At 39.3% G+C, this 19,559-nt stretch carries 12 protein-coding genes; 3 read left to right on the forward strand and 9 right to left on the reverse strand.

Annotated elements, in window-relative coordinates:
- Positions 1–70: 70 nt before the first annotated feature.
- The 6 genes from BW142_RS05250 to BW142_RS05275 all read right to left on the reverse strand — a co-directional run bounded on the left by BW142_RS05250 (position 71) and on the right by BW142_RS05275 (position 7,380).
- Positions 71–1,384 carry an ATP-binding protein gene (locus tag BW142_RS05250; protein ID WP_076924133.1) on the reverse strand — a complete coding sequence of 438 codons (1,314 nt, stop codon included), beginning with the start codon at positions 1,382–1,384 and terminating at the stop codon, positions 71–73.
- Complete coding sequence (locus tag BW142_RS05255) at positions 1,384–2,715, reverse strand: sigma-54 dependent transcriptional regulator (RefSeq protein WP_076924134.1); 1,332 nt, start codon at positions 2,713–2,715, stop codon at positions 1,384–1,386. Before BW142_RS05255 ends, BW142_RS05250 begins: the two co-directional genes overlap by 1 nt.
- 121 nt (positions 2,716–2,836) lie before the next feature.
- Complete coding sequence (locus tag BW142_RS05260; RefSeq protein WP_076924135.1) at positions 2,837–4,045, reverse strand: FtsX-like permease family protein; 1,209 nt, start codon at positions 4,043–4,045, stop codon at positions 2,837–2,839.
- 11 nt (positions 4,046–4,056) lie between these two features.
- Complete coding sequence (locus BW142_RS05265) at positions 4,057–5,370, reverse strand: ABC transporter permease (protein WP_076924137.1); 1,314 nt, start codon at positions 5,368–5,370, stop codon at positions 4,057–4,059.
- A gap of 3 nt (positions 5,371–5,373) precedes the next feature.
- Positions 5,374–6,084: an ABC transporter ATP-binding protein gene (locus tag BW142_RS05270; protein WP_076924139.1), complete on the reverse strand. Its 711-nt coding sequence runs from the start codon at positions 6,082–6,084 to the stop codon at positions 5,374–5,376.
- A gap of 42 nt (positions 6,085–6,126) precedes the next feature.
- Entirely contained in the window at positions 6,127–7,380 is a 1,254-nt protein-coding gene (locus BW142_RS05275; protein WP_076924141.1) for an HlyD family efflux transporter periplasmic adaptor subunit, read from the reverse strand.
- Between the two features lie 699 nt (positions 7,381–8,079).
- Between BW142_RS05275 and gltB the strand changes: the two genes are divergently transcribed.
- From gltB to BW142_RS05290, 3 genes are all read left to right on the forward strand, one after another.
- Positions 8,080–12,537 carry a glutamate synthase large subunit gene (gene gltB / locus BW142_RS05280; RefSeq protein ID WP_076924142.1) on the forward strand — a complete coding sequence of 1,486 codons (4,458 nt, stop codon included), beginning with the start codon at positions 8,080–8,082 and terminating at the stop codon, positions 12,535–12,537.
- 9 nt (positions 12,538–12,546) lie between these two features.
- Positions 12,547–13,962 (forward strand): FAD-dependent oxidoreductase, encoded by a 1,416-nt coding sequence (locus BW142_RS05285; RefSeq protein WP_076924143.1) that lies wholly within the window; start codon positions 12,547–12,549, stop codon positions 13,960–13,962.
- A gap of 850 nt (positions 13,963–14,812) precedes the next feature.
- Positions 14,813–15,835 (forward strand): GGDEF domain-containing protein, encoded by a 1,023-nt coding sequence (locus tag BW142_RS05290; RefSeq protein WP_253188798.1) that lies wholly within the window; start codon positions 14,813–14,815, stop codon positions 15,833–15,835.
- A gap of 367 nt (positions 15,836–16,202) precedes the next feature.
- On the opposite strand, the gene recN is transcribed toward BW142_RS05290, so the two are convergent.
- From recN to nadK, 3 genes are all read right to left on the reverse strand, one after another.
- Positions 16,203–17,876 carry a DNA repair protein RecN gene (gene recN, locus BW142_RS05300; protein ID WP_076924146.1) on the reverse strand — a complete coding sequence of 558 codons (1,674 nt, stop codon included), beginning with the start codon at positions 17,874–17,876 and terminating at the stop codon, positions 16,203–16,205.
- A gap of 75 nt (positions 17,877–17,951) precedes the next feature.
- Positions 17,952–18,509 (reverse strand): hypothetical protein, encoded by a 558-nt coding sequence (locus BW142_RS05305; protein ID WP_076924147.1) that lies wholly within the window; start codon positions 18,507–18,509, stop codon positions 17,952–17,954.
- A 75-nt stretch (positions 18,510–18,584) separates the two neighbouring features.
- A complete protein-coding gene (nadK, locus tag BW142_RS05310) occupies positions 18,585–19,469 on the reverse strand; it encodes an NAD(+) kinase (RefSeq protein ID WP_004335384.1) in 885 nt (294 codons plus the stop codon).
- Between the last annotated feature and the right edge of the window lie 90 nt (positions 19,470–19,559).

Here is a 19,559-nt window from a genome sequence, read left to right on the forward strand (position 1 = left end):
TCAGGTTATTAAGCTCTTTAAACACAAAGCCACTTCTTAAGTGGCTTTGTTGTTTTTAATTTGTGTTAATTTATGAATAAGGAAGGCTCACTTGTACGTTTAAGCCGCCCTCTATTTTGTTATGTAAACTTATATGCCCTTGATGCGCTTCTGCTATTTCTCTGCATAAAGCTAGCCCTAAACCACTCCCCGTACTTTTTGTTGAATAAAAGGGCACTAAAGCATTTGCCATTACTTGCTCGCTCATTCCTTTGCCGCAGTCGCTTACATTTATAACACATGCTTGGGGTACAAACTCGACCTGAATATGTATTTCATTGGCGTTGGAGCCTGACTCGTGTGAATTTTTTAATAGGTTTATCAGCAGCTGCTCGAGTTGGGCTTGATCAGCTTGTAATTCATTGTGTGAATTTTTTATTTCGTAGCTAAATTGCCAGTGATTTTTTAAATTATTGAGTGTGTTTTGCCAGTTAATCCGTGTTTTTTGTGGCTGAGGTAATTTAGCAAACTTGCCATAGCCTTGTACAAATTCAGTTAAATGACTAATTCGCTCATCAATAGTTGCAAATACACGGGCAAGGCGGGGCTCATCAACTTTATTTGCGAGCAATTGTGCGCTATGTAACATGGACGACATAGGACCGAGTGAATTATTCAATTCGTGACTGATAATGCGTATTACCTTTTTCCACACGGCAACTTCTTGGCGACTAAGCTCACGGGTTAATTGTTTAAATATATATAAATGATGCTTTTGGTTATTGAGTAAAAACTCCCCGGTGGCTAAATGCCAAGTTTGCGAGTCTTGATTCTCTATTTCTATATTAAAGAGGCCATCAACACCGTGCTCTATAGCTGCTATTAATTGCAGAGGCGAATTTTCGAGTAATTTACTTAGCTGCATACCTTCAAGGCGGGTTGCGCTATTAAATAAACTACGGCTAATTAAATTACTAAATACCACCGTATTATTATCATTGACCAGTAATAACGCTTGCGGCGAGCTTTGCAATACTTTATCAAGCATTAACTCGCGCTGGTAAATCCATTGTTTTTCTTGGCGAAGCTGTTTAGCGGTTTGATTATAAAGTCGGCATAGTTTTCCAAGTTCATCATTACTTTTATACGCTAGTAAGCTGGAGAGCTCACCATCTTTAAAATTAAGCAACCCGGTTTCGAGCGATTGCATGCCAAGCTTTATTGGCTTGGTGAGAGCTCTTGAAAGCAAGGCGCTAAATGCAAGCGTTAGTAATATTAAAAACAGAGTGTAGTACATATCAAAACCACTAAGTGCGGCAATAATAAAAACAGGCAGCGCGCTACAAAGTGCGCAAATTAACACAACCTTTTGGCTTAGGGTAAAGTGGCTAATAATGTTTGGCATTAATAATCAATACCCATTTTTTGTAACCGCCTGTAAAGAGCTTGTCGGCTTAAACCAAATTCACGGGCCACTTTGGCTATAACACCTTGATGAGCGCGCATTGCGTGTTCTATTTCCTGTTTGGTCGGTTCTGCTTTTGCTTCTTGTTGAGCAGTAACCGATGACGAAAGTGCAAAGTCATCGACTGTAAGCGCACCTGTTGGTTTTAGCACCGCTACACGTTTACAAGCATTTTCTAGCTCTCGAACGTTACCTGGCCATTTATAATGTTGAAGTGCTTGCTCTGTGTTTATAGTCAGCTCTCGGTGAGGTAAAAAATGGCTAATAAGTGCTAAAACATCATCTTGTCTTTCACTTAGGGCAGGCACATTGAGTTCAATTACATTAAGGCGATAATATAAGTCTTCCCTAAATCGACCTTGTTCAATTGCTTGTAGTAAGTTTTCGTTAGTAGCCGATATTACTCGCACATTTACTTTTTGTGTTTGTGTTGAGCCTAAACGTTCAAACTCGCCGGTTTGTACTACGCGTAGTAATTTTATTTGTCCTGAGAGTGGTAAATTACCAATTTCATCTAAAAATAACGTACCGCCATCAGCTGCTTCAAATCGACCAATACGTTGTTTAGTTATCCCCGTGTATGCACCAGCTTCAGCGCCAAAAAGTTCGGCTTCTATAAGTTCTTGTGGTAGTGCGCCTGCGTTTACCTTAATAAAAGGTTGCGATACAAGTGGGGAGTTTTTTTGAATGATATGCGCAATGCACTCTTTACCGCTCCCATTAGGGCCTGTAATTAATGCAGATATATCAGATTTAGCTACTTGTAGCGCCATAGTGACCAGTCGTTCCATAGCCGTGCTTTTAAATATTAGCCCGGCAAGGTCTGCGCTTTTAAATGTACCTTCACGCTCTTGTTGATGGCGACTATGTGTAGCAACTATTTTTTTAGCACTGCCTAGCTCTATTAAGTTAGCGATACAAACTAATAGTTTTGCATCATCCCAGGGTTTTGGTAAGTAATCGGCAGCACCTGCTTTTACAAGCTCAATGGCGGTGGCAAGTTCGGTCCAGGCTGTAATAAGTATAATAGGGAGGTGTGGGTTTATTTCTCGTAGTTCATAAAACAAGGCTTTACCTTCTTCACCAGAGGTCGTGTCACTGGTAAAGTTCATGTCTTGAATTACAAGCTCAATTCGTTGATAGCGAACTATTTGCAGAGCATCAAACGGGTTTGTGGCAGTGACTACCGAAAAATCGTGGATCTCGAGCAACAATGAAAGTGCGTCGAGTACTGCTTGGTTATCATCAACAATGAGTATTTTATCAGTCATAGGTTATTTTTATAATTTTTTAATGGCTACACTGCCTTACTAATCAGTGTAGCATAATGATTTTTGCATGATTTAGTAACCTGAACTCTGGATAATAAATCTACCTCAAGCGGGTTCTAGGTTAAATTGTGCGAGTTGCGATACTGGGCGAAATATTGGCAGCGCGTTTAGCCGGCGCTAATACTGCAAGTAAACTCATTAAAAATACGGCAATGGCGGTAACTGCTATATAACTTGGCGGTAGTGCGGCTACAGAAAAATACTGCATTAACATTTTCCCAAGTAGTATTGCTGTTACTACACCTAAGGCTAAACCTAGGCTACAAATTAATGCATTTTCTACTAAAAAGTAGCTAACAATAGCTGACTTTCTTGCGCCAAGTGCTCTGCGTGTACCAATTTGCTTAGTACGTTTGCTAATATTAAATAAGGTTAAGCCAAAAATACCGAGAGCGGTTATAAGCACTAAAATAGTGATTAATACTATGAGCATGCGCATCATAAGGCGATCTTGAGCGGTATACTCATTTTTTAATTCATCAAGCCCTTTAATGTTGTTAATAACGCGTTTGCTGTAATTTTCGAGCATGGCATTTTCTATTTCTTTCATTACAGCTGCTCGCTGACCAGGCTTAGTACGAACGGCAACTTGTGCATAACTTGCTGCTTTAATATAAGGAATAAACGCAAGATTATCGGGTTTACTGTCTTTGAGCCACGGGCCTTTCATGTTTCCGATCACGCCAATAATTTTAAGTGGTAGGTCGCCAAAATAAACTATTTTCTCTAAACCATCTCCATCAGGGTAGAGCTCATCAAGTAAGGCTTTAGTGACTATAGTGACGTTGGTGCGCTTTTGTGTAATTTCGTTTGTAACGAGTACTTCATCTTCGGTAAAGTTTCGCCCTGCAATTAAGTTAACGCCGTAGGTATTAATTGCGTGGTCATCTATAAAAAAATAAGCGGTCCTGACACTTAGGCCTTCTTGTGGAGCAGGTTTTAAATTAAAGCTCGAAGCGCTGCCACTCCCTGATAGTGGAATACTACTGCTTAATGCGGCATCGACCACGCCTGGCATTTTTCTAAGCATGCTTTCATCAAGCTCAAACTGCTGGCTTAAGTTAATATCAGTACCAAAGGTCATTACATTAAACTTAAATATATCTTGCTCAGGGTAGCCCGTTTCTTGGTTTAAATAACTAATTCTATCTTGAATGATAAATGCAGCGTTACTGACTATAGCTGTGGTAATTGCAATTTGAATTAGCAGTAATACAGCGCCCACCTTTGAGCGGCATAAGGCGTTAAATATAGGTTTTATTTCTAACATTGTGACATTCCTTATTGGCTCTTAAGATAAATAGCAGGATTGGTTTTACACACTAACCAAGCTGGGTACAAACCAGCTAAAATGCAGGTTGTAATTGCAATCAATGGGGCGCTCAATAGCATGGTCAAATCCATTGTCGCTAAGTTTTCATAGTAGTCGTAGCTTTGCCCTACGCCCATTAAGCCAAGTTGTGCTAGTACAATTCCTAGCATGCCACCTATAAAGCCAAGCATGGCGACCTCAACTAAGTGCTGTAAAAATATTTGCCTTTTACTAGCACCTAATGCGCGTCTTACACCTACTTCCGGCGCTCTGCGTAAAAATTTAGCTAAAAGTAAACCTAAAATATTGGCTAAGCAGACACCTAAGAACATAAAGCTCAGGCCCACTAAAATTTTATTGTCTTCGGTGACGACGTTGTTGTATTGCATCCATTGGTTTACATCGCGAAGTTTATACTCAAGTTCTTTACGATTAAATCGACCACGTTTTTGTTGTTCTTGCATATAGGCTAATAAGTAATTTTGATAGACTTTTTTTTGTTCAAGCGTATTGAGCTCTGCCCAAAACTGGATCCATACTTGCTCAGATTGCAGTTTATCAGCAAAGGTTGGTGTGTTTTCGTGTTTCCATCCATTGCTATTGCCCCAACTTACTAGCTCTTTTGCCTTTATTAAGCTAAAGGGCATAAATAACTCTTCTACTTGATTAAATGCACCGTTATTTAAATCATAATATTTAATATTTAGAGGCCAATGGTTAATAACACCAACTACTTGATAGCTTGCATCATCTAAGTAAATCAGTTCTCCGACGGAGTTTTGTCCTGCAAATAGTTTATCGTTTATCTCTTTGGTAATAACAACCACAGGTGCGGCTGAGTTTTCTTGCTCTTTGCTCCAAGCCCCTCCGTATAGAAATGACAAATTAAACATGCTAAAAAAGTCAGGCGTTGTCATGCGAGCATTACCTATAAAAGGCTTTATTTTGTCGGAGTCTAGATAAACTGAAAAGCCGGTACGCATCATAGCCACTTTTTTCTCTGACGTGGGTGCATTTAATAAGTTCTCTGCATCTTGATAGGTCAGTTGCAGTGGCATGTTATCTTCTGTCCACCACGTACTACCATCGTCCATTGTTTGTAATTGCACACTGTAAAGTTGGCTGCTTTTTTCTGGAATAGGATCGGCCGACATCATGTGATAAACACTAAGGCTGGTCATTGTTATGCCTATACCTATCGCAATGGCAAGTACCATTAAAAAGCTAACCAGTGGGGTGCGCTTGAAGCTGCGCCAACTTAAATCTAAATAATGAATAAACATTAGTTAAACCCCCGATGCTGTTTTTATAGTTTGCGCGCCCTGATAAAGCGTAAAGTCGGCAAGTTGTCCATCAACTACTTGAATATTACGCGGAGCACGACGGGCTAATTCGCTATCATGCGTTACCATTACAATAGTGGCACCGTCGCGATTGATTTGTTCAAGTAACTCCATAACTTGGCGAGCCATTAAGCTGTCAAGGTTACCTGTTGGCTCATCGGCAAGTAAAAAACGAGGTTCACCAGCAAGCGCACGGGCTATTGCCACACGTTGTTGCTGGCCACCAGAGAGTTGTTGAGGTATGTGTTTAGCGCGAGATGCTAAACCAACTTGTTCAAGGCATTGCTCAATTCGACGTTTTCGCTCATTTGCTTTAATCCCTCTGTAGCGAAGAGGAACTTCTATGTTTTCATATAAATTTAAATCGGGGATCAAATTAAAGCCTTGGAATATAAAGCCAATTTTTTGATTACGTAAATCGGCGCGTTGGTTGTCATTTAAGCGACCAACATCAACACCATCTAAAAGGTACTCACCTTCGTTAAAAGGCTCTAGCATACCTGCAATATTTAAAAAGGTTGTTTTTCCTGAGCCGCTAGGACCAGTAACAGCAATAAATTCGCCTTCGTTTACGTGCAGGTTAAAGTCTCGAAGCGCATGGGTTTGTACCATTTCTGTTTGGTATACTTTACTTACATTGTTCATTTGTAACATGGTTGTTCCTAATTATTTTTAGCGTTGGTTGAGAACGTCTGTTTAATTTAATAAAATCGTGTTGGCTTGCTTAAAGTCGCTGTAGCTTGAAATAATAATTTCATCGTTTTCTTTTAGTCCGCTCAAAAGCTCAACCGCATTAATGCTGGTGGCGCCTATTGTAATAGGTATGCGCTTTGCGATATTGCCATCGACTTTATAAGCTATAATTCCGCCTTGCTGCATAAATGCACCACGCTTTACTTGCATTACACCTTCTCGGTTGTCGAGTAAAATACGTGCAGTTAAGCGTTGGTTCTGACGAATATTGTTAGTAACACCTTTAAACCGGACGCGTGCTGTTACTTCACGATTATTAACTTCTGGTGATATGGCGGATAAATTCCCCATCACTGTTTCATTGCCTAACTTAAGCTCTACTTCCATACCGAGGCCTAATTCGTTTGCGTAACTTTCAGGAACTTGGAGTTCGGCTTCAAAATTACTTAAGTCGACGAGAGTCATAAGAGGTTGGCTTTGCGTCACTGCGGCTTTTTGTTGCACTAATAGGTTACCCACAATCCCTGTAACGGTAGCCTTAATAGATAGGTTTCTTACTTTTCGGATTAAGTCATCAACAATAAGTTGTTGGCGGGTTACATCACTTTTAGCTGCTTGTAGTTCAAAGGCGAGCGTGTCTTTGGCAAGCAATACCTCTTGTTGTGCATGCTTATATGTGAGCCTTGCACGTGATAAATCATCAACTGCTTTTTCAAGATCAATTTGGCTGATTAAGTGCTTTTGAATTGATAACTGCGCACGACGATTTTCGCGCTCAGCGGCGTTAAGCTCAACTTGTGCCATATCGAGTGTTTTATTTAAGGTGAGTGTTTGGCGTCTTGCTTGCAAATGTTGCCTTTGCTGCTCGCCTTCAAGCCTTTTAAGTACAGACTCCTGTTGCTTCAATTCATTAGTTAACTCAGGACTTTGCAGCAGGGCAAGTGTGTCGCCTTGCTTTACTGTATCACCGGCCTTTACTTTTAAATCTATAAATCCACGTTCTGGGCTATAGATTTGAGGGGCATTGGCAGCAACAATTTTACCACTGGCGGCAATGTCCCGAATAAGCGCTTTAACATGTACTTTTGCAATTTGCACTTTTGAGCGGCTAATAGAGCTTTTAGCGCTATGGCTAGTTAAAAAAATATAAGCAATTGTAGAGACCACAATGAAAACAATCGCAGTGATTATTGCGTATTTTTTATAGCTGATAGGTGCCTTTATCTGTACATCTTGTGCGCTGGTATCTTTAATCATTTAATTCTCCCTACATTGCTTTTATGTATTCTTCGCACAGCAGTAATTAAGCTGCGGTGCAAATTGCGGTAATAGGAGAGAGTAAAAATAAGCTTAGAGTAAACATAGTAATTCCAATTAGCGATTATATATAAAGCTATACGATTAATATGCCAACAATTATGGTATTGATATTTAAGTGATTTTATTTTTTTTGTTCTTTAAATTCATGTCCGCGGACAGTTTGTGTGTCCGCATCGGACACTGGTTTAAATAAAAATTCACTATTAACGTACAAAAAATGACATGAACTTTCATAACTATACTAATGAGCAGCAATAATCGGGGATGTTAAGTCATTAAAGTTATGAAATAGCACAAAACTATCTAAATGTTAACTGAATAGCCCCTTCGTTGCTGAATACTTATTCACTTTTTACTGCCTTTACGTTTACGTAAGCTGTCACGGCGAAGCCTTGTGTTTTTTACAATATGTTAAAGTTGACACCAGTGTCATGAAAAAATAGTGGTTAAAATAACGCTAAATGTTAAAAGTAATGATAAAAAGAAATCTTGCTATGAAGTGAGAAATATTCAAGAATATGAATATGTATTCAAAGTGCTATTGACTCTATTTAAGATAGAGGCTAGTTTTGTCCGTCTGTTAGCAAATCGTCGAGTAGTTCATCCACGCTAACAGTGCAGCAAGGGGAGGGGTCTATGTTATACGACTCAAAGTTAGAAAAAGAAAATTGTGGCTTTGGCTTAATAGCTCAAGTTAATGGTCAAGCTAGCCATAGGCTTATTCGTACAGCTATTACGGGGCTTGATCGCATGCAGCACCGTGGCGGTATATCTGCTGATGGTAAAACAGGTGATGGCTGTGGTTTATTATTACAAAAGCCAGATAGCTTTTTCCGTGCTATTGCTAGTGAACACAACTGGCACTTAGGCAAAAACTATGCAGTGGGTATGATATTTTTAAATTCAGATCCCGTTTTAGCGCAAGCTGCAAAAAAAATACTTAGTGAAGAATTAGAAAAAGAAACGCTAAATATTTTAGGTTGGCGTGTAGTACCAACCGACCCATCAATGCTGGGTCCTATTGCTGTACAGCAATTACCGGGTTTTGAACAAATTTTTGTTAGCGCGCCAGAAGGTTGGCGCTCTAAAGATTTAGAGCGTCGCTTGTACGTAGCGCGCCGCCGTGCTGAAAAGCGCATTGTTGATGACGAAGCTTTCTATATCGCAAGCCTATCTGGTTTGGTAACTATCTATAAAGGCTTAATGATGCCTGCAGATTTACCTAATTTTTATCTAGATTTAGCTGATATTCGTATGACAAGTGCGATTTGTGTTTTTCATCAGCGTTTTTCTACTAATACACAACCGCGTTGGCCTTTAGCTCAACCTTTCCGCTATTTAGCACACAATGGTGAAATTAATACTATTGAAGGTAACCGCCAGTGGGCACGCGCACGTTCATATAAGTTTGCGTCACCGCTTATTCCTGATTTACAAAGCGCAGCGCCGTTTGTAAACGAAACCGGTTCTGATTCATCAAGCCTAGATAATATGCTTGAGCTGTTTTTAGCTGGTGGCATGGATTTATTCCGCGCTATGCGTATGCTCGTGCCACCTGCATGGCAAAAAAACCGTGCAATGGACGATGATTTACGTGCATTTTACGACTTTAACTCTATGCATATGGAACCATGGGATGGTCCCGCCGGTATTGTTATGTCGGATGGTCGTTTTGCGGCTTGTAACCTTGACCGTAATGGGCTTCGTCCTGCGCGTTATGTAATTACACAAGATGGTTTTATTACGCTTGCATCAGAAGTAGGTATTTGGGATTACACTGCCGATGAAGTGGTTGAAAAAGGCCGTGTTGGTCCAGGTGAATTATTAGTCATTGATACTAAACTTGGCAAAATCTGGCACTCTGATGAAATTGATCAAGATTTAAAATCTCGCCACCCTTATAAATCATGGCTTGAAGAAAACGTTAAGCGTTTAGTTCCATTTGAAGAACTGACTGAGCAAGACGCCGGTAATCGCTCATTTGATGACGAAACGTTAGCTAAATATCAAAAAATGTTTGGTTATACCAACGAAGAGCTTGATAGCGTTATCCGTGTAATGGGTGAAAATGGTCAAGAAGCGACAGGCTCTATGGGTGACGACACGCCATTTGCTGTGCTTAGTGAAGGACACCGTTCGCTTTATGATTACTTCCGCCAAAAATTTGCGCAGGTAACAAATCCACCTATCGATCCACTGCGTGAAAACCATGTAATGTCGCTTGCAACCTGTATTGGTAGTGAGCAAAACGTATTTAACGAAACTACAGGCCACGCTAAACGCCTACAGTTTGATACACCAATTTTAATGTACGCAGATATGCAGCAGCTATTAAATGCTGATGAAGCGCACTACAGCTACTGTAAAATTGACATTACTTACACAGTTGCAGAGGGTTTAGAAAACGCGGTTACGCGTATTTGTGACCAAGCACAAGAAAAAGCAGCCGCTGGTTGTATCATGCTTATTTTAACTGACCGTAATTTTGATGAAACGAATTTACCAATCCCTGCGGCAATGGCTGTAGGCGCTGTACAAAAGCGCCTTGTTGATAACAACCTTCGTTGTGAATCAAATATTATTATTGAAACAGGTAGTGTGCGTGATGCGCACCAATTTGCTGTGTTATTAGGTTTCGGTGCTACAGCAATTTATCCATACCTAGCGTATGAGTCGCTTGTTGCGATGAGCGACAGCAAAATTATTAATAAATCGTACTGCGAGGTTACTCTTGCTTACCGTAAAGCCATTAATAAAGGCTTATACAAAATTATGTCTAAAATGGGCATAAGTACGGTTGCGTCATACCGTTGTTCAATGTTGTTTGAAGCAGTTGGTCTATCTGATGCCATTGTTGACATGTGCTTTAAAGGTGTGGCAAGTCGCATACAAGGTGCATGCTTTAGTGACTTTGATGACGATCAGCAAAGTTTGCACAAGCTTGCTTTAAGTAAGCGTAAATTATTAAGCCACGGCGGTTTATTTAAGTACGTTCACGGTGGTGAGTATCATGCTTATAACCCTGATGTTATTCAAACGCTTCAAAAAGCGGTGCGTTCAGGTGATTATAAAGACTACAGTGCGTACGCTGATTTAGTTAATAATCGCCCAATAGCGACTTTGCGCGATATGTTAGCGCTTAAATTACCTGAGCAAGGTATAAGCATCGATGAAGTAGAGTCTGCAGAAAACCTATACAAGCGTTTTGACTCAGCAGCAATGAGTATTGGGGCACTATCTCCAGAAGCGCATGAAGCGCTTGCAATTGCAATGAATCGCTTAGGCGGTTGTTCAAACTCTGGTGAAGGCGGCGAAGATAAACTGCGCTATGGTACAGAGAAAAACTCGCGTATTAAACAAGTTGCATCGGGTCGATTTGGTGTAACGCCTCATTACTTACGCAGTGCTGACGTTATTCAAATTAAAGTAGCACAAGGTGCAAAACCAGGCGAAGGTGGACAATTGCCGGGTGAAAAAGTAACCCCGTATATTGCAAAACTTCGTTATTCGGTACCGGGTGTTACGTTAATTTCGCCACCACCACATCACGATATTTATTCAATTGAAGATTTAGCACAGCTGATTTTCGATTTAAAACAAGTTAACCCTAAAGCACTTATTTCTGTAAAACTGGTCTCAGAACCAGGTGTAGGAACTATTGCAACAGGTGTTGCTAAAGCATATGCCGATTTAATTACTATTTCTGGTTATGACGGCGGTACAGGCGCAAGTCCGCTTACTTCTGTTAAATATGCGGGTAGCCCTTGGGAGCTTGGTCTTGCTGAAACGCAGCAGGCACTTGTTGAAAATGGCCTTCGTCATCGTATTCGCTTACAAACAGATGGTGGCTTAAAAACAGGTTTAGATATTATTAAAGCAGCGATTTTAGGTGCCGAGAGCTTTGGTTTTGGTACCGGCCCAATGGTTGCGCTTGGTTGTAAATACTTACGAATTTGTCACTTAAATAACTGTGCGACCGGTGTTGCAACACAAGACGAAACACTTCGTCAAAAGCATTACCACGGCTTACCAGAAATGGCGATGAACTACTTTAAGTTCATAGCTCAAGAAGCGCGTGAAATTATGGCAAGCTTAGGTGTTGCAAATTTAACTGACTTAATTGGTCGCCTGGATTTACTAGAAGAAATTGAAGGTAAAACAGCGAAGCAAAAGAAAATTGATTTATCTTCTGTAATTGCTCAGCCAAATAACCCAACAGGTGAGACTCTTTATTGCAGTGTACCTAATAGCTCGCATTATTTAGGAAAGCTCAATGAGAGCTTACTTGCTAAGGCACAAGAAGCAATTGATGCATCAAGCGGTATTTCACTAGTAAGTCGTATTTGTAATACGGACAGATCGGTTGGTGCAATGCTTTCTGGCTATATTGCTGATAAATATGGTAATCAAGGTATGGCGGCAGACCCTGTAGCAATTGAACTACATGGTACTGCGGGTCAATCATTTGGTGTGTGGAATGCTGGCGGTCTTGAAATGACACTGGTTGGTGATGCTAATGATTACGTAGGTAAAGGCATGGCGGGTGGTAAGCTAGTAATTCGTCCACCACTTGGTTCGTCTTTTGAAAGTCATAAAGCAACAATTGCAGGCAATACATGTTTATACGGCGCAACGGGTGGCAAACTATTTGCTGCAGGTTGTGCTGGCGAGCGTTTTGCAGTGCGTAACTCAGGTGTGCAAGCGGTTGTAGAAGGCGTAGGTGACAACGGTTGTGAATACATGACGGGCGGCGTTGTATGTGTACTGGGCAATGTAGGTGTTAACTTTGGTGCGGGTATGACAGGTGGTTTTGCTTATATTTTAGATGAACGAAATGATTTTGAAAAACGCATTAATCCAGAGCTTGTAGAAATAGTAACACTGGATGAATTAACATCGCATCAAGAGCATTTACGCGGCTTAATTGCCGAGCATTTAGAGCTTACAGGCTCATGCCGTGCAGAAAGTATTTTAGCTAACTTTGAATTGTACTTACCTATGTTTAAATTAGTTAAACCGATATCAAGCGACGTAAAAAGTTTACTCGGGCATCGCGCTCGCAGTAGTGCCGAACTACGTGTTCAGGCGCAATAAGGGGGCAGTATGAGCGAAAATGTATATCAATTTATAGACGTGCAGCGTGTAGACCCACGCAAGAAACCAATCTCGTCACGTAAAAAATCTTTCGTAGAAATTTACGAACCCTTTTCAGAGAATCAGGTTAACTCACAAGCTGACCGTTGTTTAGATTGTGGTAACCCATACTGTGAGTGGAAATGTCCAGTACATAACTACATTCCACAATGGTTAAAGTTAATACGTACAGGCCGTATTATCGAGGCGGCTGAGCTTTCTCATCGTACAAATAGCTTACCAGAGGTTTGTGGGCGTGTTTGCCCACAAGACCGCTTGTGTGAAGGCTCGTGTACGCTCGACGAAGAGTTTGGTGCAGTTACAATTGGTAATATTGAAAAGTATATTACTGATGAGGCATTTAAAATGGGCTGGAAGCCTGATATGTCTTATGTAACATGGACCGACAAAAAAGTAGCTATTATTGGTGCGGGCCCTGCAGGTTTAGGCTGTGCTGATATTTTAGTACGAAATGGTGTTAAACCAGTGGTGTTCGATCGTCACCCAGAAATTGGCGGACTACTCACATTTGGTATTCCTTCTTTTAAACTTGAAAAATCAGTAATGCAAAAGCGCCGTGAAATTTTCACTGAAATGGGCGTAGAATTTAAGTTAAATGTTGAAGTAGGTGTTGATATTACACTTGATCAAATTTTAGCTGATTACGACGCTGTATTTTTAGGGGTTGGTACGTATCAGAGTATGCGTGCGGGCCTTGAAAACGAAGATGCACCAGGTGTTCACGATGCATTGCCGTTTTTGATTGGTAATACGAACCGTGTAATGGGCTACGACGAGACAAAACAACCGTGTATTGATATGGCTAATCAAAAAGTAGTTGTACTTGGCGGTGGTGATACAGCGATGGACTGTGTACGTACGTCTATTCGACAAAATGCGGCAAAAGTAACCTGTGCTTATCGTCGTGATAAAGAAAATATGCCAGGCTCTAAACGTGAAGTTAAAAACGCGAAAGAAGAAGGCGTTATATTTACGTATAACGTTCAGCCTAAAGGCATTGTATTGGACGATAAAGGTAAAGTGACCGGCGTTAAAATGGTTAAAACTAAATTAGGCGAACCTGACGCAAAAGGCAGAAGCCGCGCTGAAGAAGTACCTGGTTCAGAGCATGTTATTGAAGCAGACCAAGTTATTATGGCGTTTGGTTTCCAACCTCACAAAATGGATTGGTTAGAAAAATACGATGTAGAAATAAACCACTGGGGTGGCATCAATGCACCAGAACAAGGTGAGTTTACACATCAAACTACTAACCCTAAAATATTTGCTGGTGGCGACATTGTACGTGGTTCAGATTTAGTGGTAACTGCTATTTTTGAAGGACGTAACGCTGCAGAAGGTATTATGGATTACTTAAAAGTTTAATTGCTCGTATTGATTAAATGATATTTAAAGCAAGCCAAGAGGCTTGCTTTTTTATTTGTTCTATTCGAATGTAATATCAACGTAATTTGTGGCAAACGGGGCTACATTCACACCACCTTTTGTATGATTTTCTTTAGCCATATCTCCAGTTACTAACTTCATACAGTAACTACCAGAAAAAGTTGCTTTGTCATTGTTGGTTGTTCTTTCTAAGCCTAATGCGTTTGCTTTGGCATCTACTAACCAGCTTTATGGGCTAGTTTCATACATACAAACGTTTCCGACACTCCTTTATTCTTTGTCGTTTATATTCTAATACTAGTTCGGTTAATTAAGTGGTCTATCTTGAGATAACAGAATCGTGTCGATAATAAGGCTAAAGTTTCGCTATTTAGCTGTTCTCGTTAAATCCTCTTACAGTACTCTGCATTCATGCAGTCGTATCTCACAAGCGTTAACGCAGCTAGCATTAAGCTCAACTTCTGAAATTAATTAATGTGTTGTGTACTAGGTCCACACATAGTTCATAGAATCGTTATTGCCGCCTTTAGCTGAGCAGGTTTATGTTATTGCTCTACACCCAGTGAGTTCAATTATTACAGAAATAAAAGGGCGAACTTAAATGATTTTAGAAAATGGTATTAGGACTAAGTAATTTGATATCATAAAAAATGTATTTATCTGGGATAAGAGCAAAAGGCTAAAAATATGGGAACAATTGTCAGTGCTAATTACTAACCTTAATAGTTGATTTAAATATAAAGTAAGTTCATTATTGCAGGCTGTTTACGGTTTGCTTACTTTATATAATAAGGTTGGCTCTTATATAATGATAAAATAAATATAAATTATGTACGAATATTCAAACAATTCAGAAAGGAAGCTCATTGTCCGATTCTTTTCTTCGATAGGTTTTATAGCAACCTTTTCGATGGCTAGCTTAGCGTTTATCAATAATAGCTATTTATTAGCATTTACTTTAGTAGCTTCTTCGTTTGTTTATTTATTGGCATTCAATATAGGTAGAGGTGTAGAGAAATCTGCAACCATAATTTTATACAACCTTTATGCACTGATGTTTTACCTAGTCCTCACTGGTGGAGCACAAGGTACAGGACCGATATGGATATTTATAGTATCTCCTGTTACTTATTCAATACGTGGGCTTAAGCGAGGTACTTATGATATTGTTTTATTTTTATCAGCGATTGTTTTAGGCTTTTACTGCGCAGATATACTTAATATATATGACTACAACCCAGAACAGTTCCCAATCAGAATCATACTTGCTTTTATAATTGTTGCATCGCTGAGTGGTTATTACGAATTTTCAAGAGAGAAATACAGCAGTAAATTAATTGCTTTAAGTCAAAAAAATGAATTTTTAGCCACAATAGATCCACTAACTAACTTGCCAAACCGTCGTTACACTATGAATAAGCTTGTGGCTTTTAAAAATGAGCTTAAAAACAATAATATTCCGTTTGTAATATTATTAGCTGATGTAGATAATTTTAAAAAAATTAATGATCAATTTGGCCATGATTTTGGCGATGAAGCTCTTATCCATTTAGGCAAAACATTTGAAAATAATATTCCGCAAAATGCGATTGCTTCCCGTTGGGGCGGTGAGGAGTTTTTAATTGTGATTCCAGATGCAACAGTTGAGCAGGGGGAGCTCGTTGCAGAAAAAATCCATAATGCCCTTGAATCTTCAGCTGTAAGCCTATTCTCAGATAGTGTAAATATCACACTAAGCATCGGTATCACCTCAGCAAAAGCTGAGCTCTCAATTGACCTTGATATTAAGCGAGCTGATGAACTACTTTATAAAGCAAAAGAGCAAGGTAAAAATAGAACGTGCTCTTTTTAAATGTTTATTTTAATCCATCGAGAACGAATCTAGAGATGGCCTTATTTTAGCTTTTCTGCGTTTTACGCTCATATAGCAAAATATATTGCACGCAACTTGTACCGTGATTAAAGCCCAATAACTAATACCTAAACCACTTAATCCATTTTCCTTTTCGCTTGCAAGGTAATAGGCCACAACCGCTAGGTGAAAAACTAAAAAGCTATTTAAAAAACGAAATAAGCGTTGTTTAAAACAAGTATGTTTATATTTACTAAATATAATTAAACAGGTGCTTAGTACTAATAACAACCAACTTAAAATTATACAAAAATCAACTAAAGTACTGTGCATTATTTAATCCTTGAAGACGTTATTTACTAACATATTAGGCGTGAGCCATTATTAGTTCTTTAGCATTTGCTTTAGCTGTTTTACTTATATTGTCACCGCCTAGTAAACGGGCTATTTCATTAATGCGGCCATCTTTATTTAAAGGCAGCATATGAGTAAATGTCTCCCCTTGTGCTATTTCTTTAGCTACAAAAAATTGCTGATGTGCACTACTGGCAACTTGCGGTAAATGAGTAACACAAATTACTTGGGTCGACTTTCCTAACTGGCGTAATAACTTACCTACAGCAGATGCCGTTGGGCCAGAAATACCTACATCAACTTCATCAAAAATAAGTGTTGGAGTTGTTACTTTTTGGGCAATAATAACTTGTATAGCAAGGCTTATACGAGAAAGCTCACCACCTGATGCTACTTTAGCTAATGGTTGAAGTGGTTGCCCCGGATTAGTTGATACTAAAAAAGAAACATTATCAAAGCCTAAGCTGTTTGGTGTACGATTACTCTCTTGGGTTAAGGCTATTTCAAAAACACCGTTTTCCATCGATAAATTAGCCATGCTTTCACTTATTAATATATTCAGTGTATTAGCATACTCACAGCGGCTTTTACTTAATTCATCAGCAGTTTGCTTATAACTAAGTAATGCGCTTTCTATTTCTGACTCAAGTTGATCTAGGCGATTACTATTATTACTTATTGACTCAAGCTCTTGAGCAATTGATTGATGAAACTCAACTAACTGCTGAGGTTTTATATGATGCTTACGCGCTAAATCCATCGCACCACTTAGTCTATTCTCTACTTCAACTAAGCGGGCAGGGTCTAAATCTGCTTGCTCAGTGTAATTACGGACTTCACGGCTTGCTTCTTCAACTTGTACTGCGGCTTCGCTAAGCATAGCAGCTACGCTTGCTAAACTTTCGTCATATTGAGCCAGCTCAGTAAATTGTTGAGCACTATGCTGGAGTAATGAACAGGCATTTTGCTCATCACTTTCGTATAACTGTTGTAATTCGCGTTGGCACGATTCTAATATCGTTTGACTATTACTAAGCTTATAATGCTCAGCTTCAATTAAATCAAACTCATTCTCTTGCAATGCAAATTCATCAAGTTCAGCAACTTGATATTCTAATAATTGTTTTTGCGCAGCTTGCTGCTGCTGTTGTTGCTCTAAGTGTTTAAATTCTTTTTGTAAGTTAGCAAACTGTTTATAGTTTTTATTTACCGAGTTTACTAAGTGGTGATGCCCTGCATAGGCATCTAAAAGCTGTAACTGATGCTCAGCTTTTAATAAATGTTGGTGGGTATGTTGTCCATGAATAGATATTAAATATTGTCCAAGTTCTTTTAATTGTGACGCGGTAACTGCACTACCATTAATATAGCTTTTACTACGGCCGTTTTTGCAAACAACACGACGCAACAAGCACTCATTGTCTGAAGTGCTTAGCATATGTTGCTCTAAAAATGCTTGAGCAAGCGGTAGATCTGTTAAGTCAAATTGTGCACATACTTCTGCTTTATCAGAGCTTGGGCGCACTGCTGATGCTTCAGCGCGTTCACCTAAGCACAGGGATAGGGCATCTATAGCAATAGATTTACCAGCACCAGTCTCACCTGTGATTGCGGTCATGCCGCTGCGCCACTCGGTGCTTAAATTACTCACGATTGCGAAATTTTTAACTTCTAAACCAATTAACATACTGTTTATCCATCCAGTCAATTAACTGTTAATTTATACAGTGTTTTGGTTTTTTGCAAATTAATTTTGTATTATTTACGCAACACTTACATCTTGAGTAAACTGTGTGTCGGTAGTCTGGGAGGAGGTGTCAATTTTATCATCAACAATATCAGTAAGTTGTACAGTGTCTTCAGTTATAATTAGAGCTATGAGGGGAGGTAGTACATTTATATAAAAACTCTTATTGTATAAAATTCCTTGCTGAGGCAATTCAGATACAAAGTACTGTATATTATCAATCAATGGTTGAATTATATTTGTCTGATTAGTTTTAATTAACTCGTTAGACAACGTGTTAATTAGCAAGTCGGCGATATCTTCAAGCTGTTGCAAGTTCTCGTCTGTATGTGGTTGAACTACAAAAAAATTATTCACAATAGCTTGAATGCGAGGAATGTATTTTGGGCGAATTATTTTAGCATCAAGTAGTTCATTAAGCTTTGTTTTAAGGCGAGTATTTACATGCGAAACACGTTCATTAAATAGCTTTTTTCTAGCTTCAATTGCCTTTTTACGATTACTTTCTACTTTAAGGTAAGTAGCTAGTAATGTAATCAATAACAATAGAGCAAAAAAAACAACATAAGTCATTATTATCCGTTCCTGAAATGGTTAATTATTTTTATAGTGACATTTTGCTCTATAGTACTGCTTTTAGCAATAAAATTAGTATAAACGACTACCCCAATTTAGTTTTGTACGCAAAACGTTGTAGTAAGAGTAATTTTTTGGATGAATTAAGCGCAACTGTTTATCGGCTTTTTTAATTACTACTTCATCACCGGGTAATACGGCAAGAACTACATGGCTGTCGCAACTTACCTGAAGGCTATCTGTATTTTCTAGGCTTAGCTTTAAACGAACCTCGTTATCGGCATCTACCACTAAAGGTCTGCTAGATAAGGTATGAGGAAACATAGGTACTAACGATATTGCATTTAGCTCGGGCGTTAAGATTGGCCCGCCACCTGATAGCGAATAGGCTGTAGAGCCTGTCGGGGTTGATACTATTAAACCATCGGAGCGCTGAGAAAACACAAAGTCATTATTTATAAAAGCTTCAAATTCAATCATGTGCGCCACTTTATCGGCATGAAGTACCGCTTCGTTAACAGCTGAGTTGGCGCTTTTTAATTCATTATGTCGATATACTTCTACTTCTAATAAAAAGCGTTTTTCTTCAAGGTACTCACCACTGAGTACTTGCTCTAAGCTTGCTTCAAACCCTTCAGGGTTTAAATCAGTTAAAAAGCCTAGGTTACCTCTATTTACACCAATTACAGCAATGTTAAAGCGTGCAAGCACGCGTGCTGCGCCAAGCATGTTACCGTCACCGCCTACAACAATGGCTAAATCGGCTTGTTCACCTAAGTCGACTAACTTAACAAGTTTGTCATGCGGAATATCGTCTAACTGGCTCCCTGTACGTTTTTCTACTATTACCTCAAAGCCAAGCGCAAGTAAAAAGGTATGTAAACGCTGCAGAGTAGCCGCTGCTCCCGGGTGATTAGGTTTGCCAATTAGGCCTATGGTGTTAAAAGGAGAGTCCATAATGTACGCACAAAGAGATTTAATAATAGTAGAGTAACTCAAAACAGAAGTGTTTGAAAATACAGATTATAGCAATATTATAAACCTTCA

Source organism: Pseudoalteromonas sp. EB27, from assembly GCF_001974875.1.
Classification (GTDB): Bacteria; Pseudomonadota; Gammaproteobacteria; order Enterobacterales; family Alteromonadaceae; genus Pseudoalteromonas.

Coding starts and splice junctions, on each gene's coding strand:
- BW142_RS05275 (WP_076924141.1), bottom strand. CDS start 7,380: ATGATTAAAGATACCAGCGCACAAGATGTACAGATAAAGGCACCTATC.
- BW142_RS05250 (WP_076924133.1), bottom strand. CDS start 1,384: ATGCCAAACATTATTAGCCACTTTACCCTAAGCCAAAAGGTTGTGTTA.
- BW142_RS05265 (WP_076924137.1), bottom strand. CDS start 5,370: ATGTTTATTCATTATTTAGATTTAAGTTGGCGCAGCTTCAAGCGCACC.
- BW142_RS05260 (WP_076924135.1), bottom strand. CDS start 4,045: ATGTTAGAAATAAAACCTATATTTAACGCCTTATGCCGCTCAAAGGTG.
- recN (WP_076924146.1), bottom strand. CDS start 17,876: ATGTTAATTGGTTTAGAAGTTAAAAATTTCGCAATCGTGAGTAATTTA.
- BW142_RS05255 (WP_076924134.1), bottom strand. CDS start 2,715: ATGACTGATAAAATACTCATTGTTGATGATAACCAAGCAGTACTCGAC.
- BW142_RS05305 (WP_076924147.1), bottom strand. CDS start 18,509: ATGACTTATGTTGTTTTTTTTGCTCTATTGTTATTGATTACATTACTA.
- BW142_RS05285 (WP_076924143.1), top strand. CDS start 12,547: ATGAGCGAAAATGTATATCAATTTATAGACGTGCAGCGTGTAGACCCA.
- BW142_RS05290 (WP_253188798.1), top strand. CDS start 14,813: ATGTACGAATATTCAAACAATTCAGAAAGGAAGCTCATTGTCCGATTC.
- BW142_RS05270 (WP_076924139.1), bottom strand. CDS start 6,084: ATGTTACAAATGAACAATGTAAGTAAAGTATACCAAACAGAAATGGTA.
- gltB (WP_076924142.1), top strand. CDS start 8,080: ATGTTATACGACTCAAAGTTAGAAAAAGAAAATTGTGGCTTTGGCTTA.
- nadK (WP_004335384.1), bottom strand. CDS start 19,469: ATGGACTCTCCTTTTAACACCATAGGCCTAATTGGCAAACCTAATCAC.